Below are 4268 nucleotides of genomic sequence, written 5' to 3'. Positions count from 1 at the left end.
CCGCACACGCCCAAGGTCTTGCGCCGGCTCGGCATCCCGACCGGGGTCTTCCTCGAATCCGCGCTGCCGATCCGCAATCCTTATGTGAACCTGCGCAATCATCGCAAGATCCTGGTGGTCGATGGGCGCCTGGGCTTCACCGGCGGGCTCAATCTGCGCGCGGGCTGTCTGCTCGCGCGCAACCCCCGGCATCCGGTGCAGGATCTGCATTTCAAGGTCGAAGGGCCGGTGGTGCGCGGGCTGATGGAGACCTTCGGGCTCGACTGGGCCTTCACCACCGGCGAGCGGCTTGGCTGCGATGCCTGGTACCCGGTGTTGGAGCCGGTCGGCGATAGCATCGCGCGCTGCGTGCCGGATGGCCCCGATGAAGACTTCGACGTGCTGCGTCGATTGATCTTGGGCGCGCTCGCGCATGCGCGGCAGCGGGTGCGCATCGTCACGCCCTATTTCCTGCCGGATCAGACCCTGATCACGGCGTTGAATGTGATCGCGATGAGCGGCGTCGAGGTGCAGATCCTGGTCCCGCAGCGTAACAATCTGCGCTTCGTGCAATGGGCGGCCGAGGCCCAGGCCGAGCAGATCCTGGAGGGGCGCTCGCGCATCTTCGTGACCCCGCCGCCGTTCGATCACAGCAAGCTGCTGTTGGTCGATGACGTCTGGTGCTTCTTCGGTTCGGCGAACTGGGACCCGCGCAGTCTGCGGCTGAACTTCGAGTTGAACATCGAATGCTACGACAGTGCGCTGGCGCAACGGCTCAACGCGCTGGTCGACGCCAAGCTGGCGAACGCGATCGAGATCCGCGCCGCCGACATGCGCGCGCGCCAACTGCCGATCCGCTTGCGTGACGGCTTCGCGCGGTTACTGACGCCCTATCTCTGAGACGATTGACGGAAATCGCCCGAGACGATGCCCCGCGGCCCTTCCGGTCGTGAATCGCGCCCCGCGTTCCCGGCATGGCTGCAGTAGACTGATGCCCATCGCTCGCTATGATGACCGTTTACCCTGAAGCGCGCCGAGACCCATGCCCATGTTGACACGCCTTGACACCATCAGATTGCAGACGACAGCCCCGATCCAGCTCGTCGATATCACCGAACAGGTGCGCGAATGCTGCGCCCGCAGCGGAGTGCGTAACGGATTGGTAACGCTGCTCTCGCGCCATACCACCGCCGCGCTCTGCCTGAATGAACGCGAGACCCAGCTGCAGCGCGATATGGTGACCTTTCTCAAACGCCTGGTGCCGCGCGATGGCGATTACCTGCATAACCTCGCGCCGGTCGACGATCGCGACAACGCGCACGCGCATCTGATGGCGCTGTTCACCAATGCCTCCGAGACCATCCCGATCGCCGAGGGCGAGCTGTTGCTCGGCGGTTGGCAGTCGGTGTTCTTCGTCGAGCTGGACGGCCCGCGCCCGGAGCGCAGCGTCACCTTGCAGTTCCTCGGCCAAGCGGCGGAGGGCTGAACGATCATGCGTGCTGCCGATATCGACGGTTTCTACACGGACGCGTCCGCGCTCGATGCCGAGGCGCATCTGATCCTCGACTACCGCATCGAATGCCGGGGCGATCCGCGCGTGGCTGCGGCGCATCTGTGCAGCGAGCAGTCGACCGCGCAATGGTCCCGGGTCGATGTCGAGGAGGACTATCGCCCGCGCTTCGCCGCCAAGGTCCTGGATCTGGAGGTCGAGACCGAGCGATCCGGCACCAGCTACCCGCTGCTCCCGCCGGTCGCGGGTCCCGTCAGCGTCTGCCGGGTGCGGATTGCGCATCCGCATGCCAACTTCGGGCCCCGACTGCCCAATCTACTGAGCGCGGTGCTGGGCGAGGGCGCCTTCTTCGCGCCCGATGTGCCGCTGGTCAAGCTGCTGGATATCCAGTTTCCGGACCGCTTCCTGGCCGCGTTCGAGGGGCCGCAATTCGGACTCCAGGGACTGCGGGAGCGCTGGCAGGTGCATGGGCGGCCGTTCTTCTTCGGCGTGATCAAGCCCAACATCGGGCTCGACCCCGAGCCCTTTGCCGAGCTTGGCAAGCAGGGCTGGCTCGGCGGTCTCGATGTCGCCAAGGACGACGAGATGCTGGCCGATCCGGACTGGTCGCCGATCGCCCGCCGCTCGGCGCTGCTCGGCGCCGCGCGGCAAGAGGCGGAGCAGGCGACCGGCGAGCCCAAGGTCTATCTCGCCAACATCACCGATGAGGTCGACCGACTGCTGCCGCTGCACGATCTGGTGGTCGCCAACGGCGCCAACGCGGTGATGGTCAATGCGCTGCCGGTAGGCTTGAGCGCGGTGCGCATGCTGCGCAAGCAGGCGCAGGTGCCGCTGGTGGCGCACTTCCCGTTGATCGCCGCCGCGAGCCGATTGCCTTCGTTCGGCGTCCATACGCGGGTCTGGACCAAGTTGCAGCGTCTGGCCGGCTTCGATGTGGTGATCATGCCCGGTTTCGGCCCGCGCATGATGACGCCCGAGGACGAGGTGTTGGAATGCATCGCCGCCTGCGTCGAGCCGATGGGGACGATCAAGCCCTGTCTGCCGGTGCCGGGCGGGAGCGATTCGGCGGTGACCCTGCCCGGCGTGCATGAGCGGGTGGGCAGCGCCGATTTCGGCTTTGTCCCCGGTCGCGGGGTATTCAGCCATCCGCTGGGGCCGCAGGGCGGGGCGGCGAGCTTGCGCCAAGCCTGGGAGGCGATCGCCGCTGGCGTGCCGCTCGCCGAGCACGCCGCTCAGCATCCCGAGCTGGCCGCAGCGATCAGGGCTTTTGGATGACATGTTGCCGGCGTCCGATCGACGCCGGCTAGCAGGGGTGCCCTCAGATGACGACGTGTGGCGGCGCGGGTTTCCGCAACAGCTTCCGGTTGAGCTTGAGCAGCGTCTCCAGGCTCTTCCACTGCACCAGGATCAACGGCACCATCAGCACGAAGAAGACCGGGGTCAGCGGTGTGACGATGTCGTTGCCAACCAGCCCGAACATGATCCAGAACCAGCCGAAGACGAAGAAGGCGACACCGGGGCAGATCAGGCTGTAGGCGCCGGGACTCTTCTGCTCACCGTGCAGATAGTCACGGAAGTAGCCGAGGCGGCGCATGACGACATAGCCGAGCAGGCCGAACAGGATCTCGAGCGAGAGGACGACCGAGGTCAGCACGAACAGCGCAGGCTTCGGCACCTCGAGATCGAAACCATGATGCAGGCCCATGATCAGCCGCACCAGGGTGATGCCGGACAGGGTCAGGATCGGGATCAGGATCCACAGGCTGGGTGAGGCGCTTGCGGTCAGCCCATGCCGGAACATCGAGTTCACCCCGACCACCAGCTTGACCAGGCCGAGCAGTGCCGCCAGGCTCAGGAAGAAGATCGCGAAGAACAGCCCGATGGCATTGATGGCCTGGTTCTGACTCATCGCGCCCGGCGCGGCGAAGGCGACGGCGATCATCGCGAAGGCAAAGATCGGCATCATCTGACCCAGGTTGGCATTGCCGATGAAGTCGAAGGAGCCGGTGACCACCAGTCGCGCCAGGTAGCGGCCGTACATGCGCAGCGCGAAGGCGCCGAGCACGATCAGCACCGCCAGCACACCCGGGAACAGGTACTCGGCGATGCTCCACAGGCCGGGGATGGTGGCGGCACCGACCGCGAACAGGACGTTGATGGTCATGGTCAGCGTCAGCGGGATGGTCATCAGGGCGACATCCTTGTTGCCGGACTGCAACTGCTCGAGGCTGATCTCACGGCGCCAACGCCGATACTGCAACAGGTTCCAGATCAACAACCGCAGATGCATGACGGCCATCGCCAGCATCCCGGCGATTCCAAGGATGATCAGCGGGCGCACCCAGTCGGCGCCAGTGGCCCAGAGCTTGATCAGATCATCGGCGGTGACCACCGGGGTTTCCGGATGCGGCACCAGGAACATGAAGTAGAGGAAAAAGGTGACGGTCAGGCCGCCCGCGCCGAGGGCGGCGAGGAAATACAGGGGGTGATAGCCCTGTTGCGGTGTCTTTGACATGGTACGGCTCCGAGGAAGTGAGTGATCGTTACAGTATTTAAGTATATACTAATATTATCATTGATGAAACACAGCGGGTTCGTCGAGCAGATGCATGCCCGGTCAGAGACCCATGCGCTGACGACGCCCGATCTGTCAGTTCGGGCTCGCCGGCCAGGTTAGAAGCGATCCATCAACGGCGTCCCGATTCGAGAGCCCCTGTCCGGCACTCGTCGGGAAGCAGAACCAGCCCGAGCCGTCAGCTGGCTGTCGCCGAGTTGGCGT

Annotated in this window: 4 protein-coding genes; 3 read left to right on the top strand and 1 reads right to left on the bottom strand. The window is 65.1% G+C overall.

Translation table 11 applies throughout. The features are described from left to right. From ACLFQI_RS12015 to ACLFQI_RS12005, 3 genes are all read left to right on the top strand, one after another. The coding region (locus tag ACLFQI_RS12015; RefSeq protein ID WP_410759643.1) for a phospholipase D-like domain-containing protein at positions 1 to 879 on the top strand (879 nt) is incomplete at its 5' end. Positions 880 to 1027: 148 nt separating this feature from the next. Further along, positions 1028 to 1465, top strand: a complete 438-nt coding sequence (locus ACLFQI_RS12010) for a secondary thiamine-phosphate synthase enzyme YjbQ (RefSeq protein ID WP_410759641.1) — start codon at positions 1028 to 1030, stop codon at positions 1463 to 1465. A 6-nt stretch (positions 1466 to 1471) separates the two neighbouring features. Further along, positions 1472 to 2764 (top strand): RuBisCO large subunit C-terminal-like domain-containing protein, encoded by a 1293-nt coding sequence (locus ACLFQI_RS12005; protein ID WP_410759639.1) that lies wholly within the window; start codon positions 1472 to 1474, stop codon positions 2762 to 2764. A 43-nt stretch (positions 2765 to 2807) separates the two neighbouring features. On the opposite strand, the gene ACLFQI_RS12000 is transcribed toward ACLFQI_RS12005, so the two are convergent. Continuing rightward, positions 2808 to 4004, bottom strand: coding sequence for a TsoY family (seleno)protein (locus ACLFQI_RS12000; protein ID WP_410759638.1), 1197 nt, complete (start codon positions 4002 to 4004; stop codon positions 2808 to 2810). Positions 4005 to 4268 lie beyond the last annotated feature (264 nt).

This window comes from Halochromatium sp. (genome assembly GCF_046541315.1).
In the GTDB taxonomy this organism is placed as follows: Bacteria; Pseudomonadota; Gammaproteobacteria; order Chromatiales; family Chromatiaceae; genus Lamprobacter.
The sequence above is the reverse complement of the archived record's forward strand: the minus strand, read 5'-3'. Positions and strand labels throughout refer to the sequence as shown.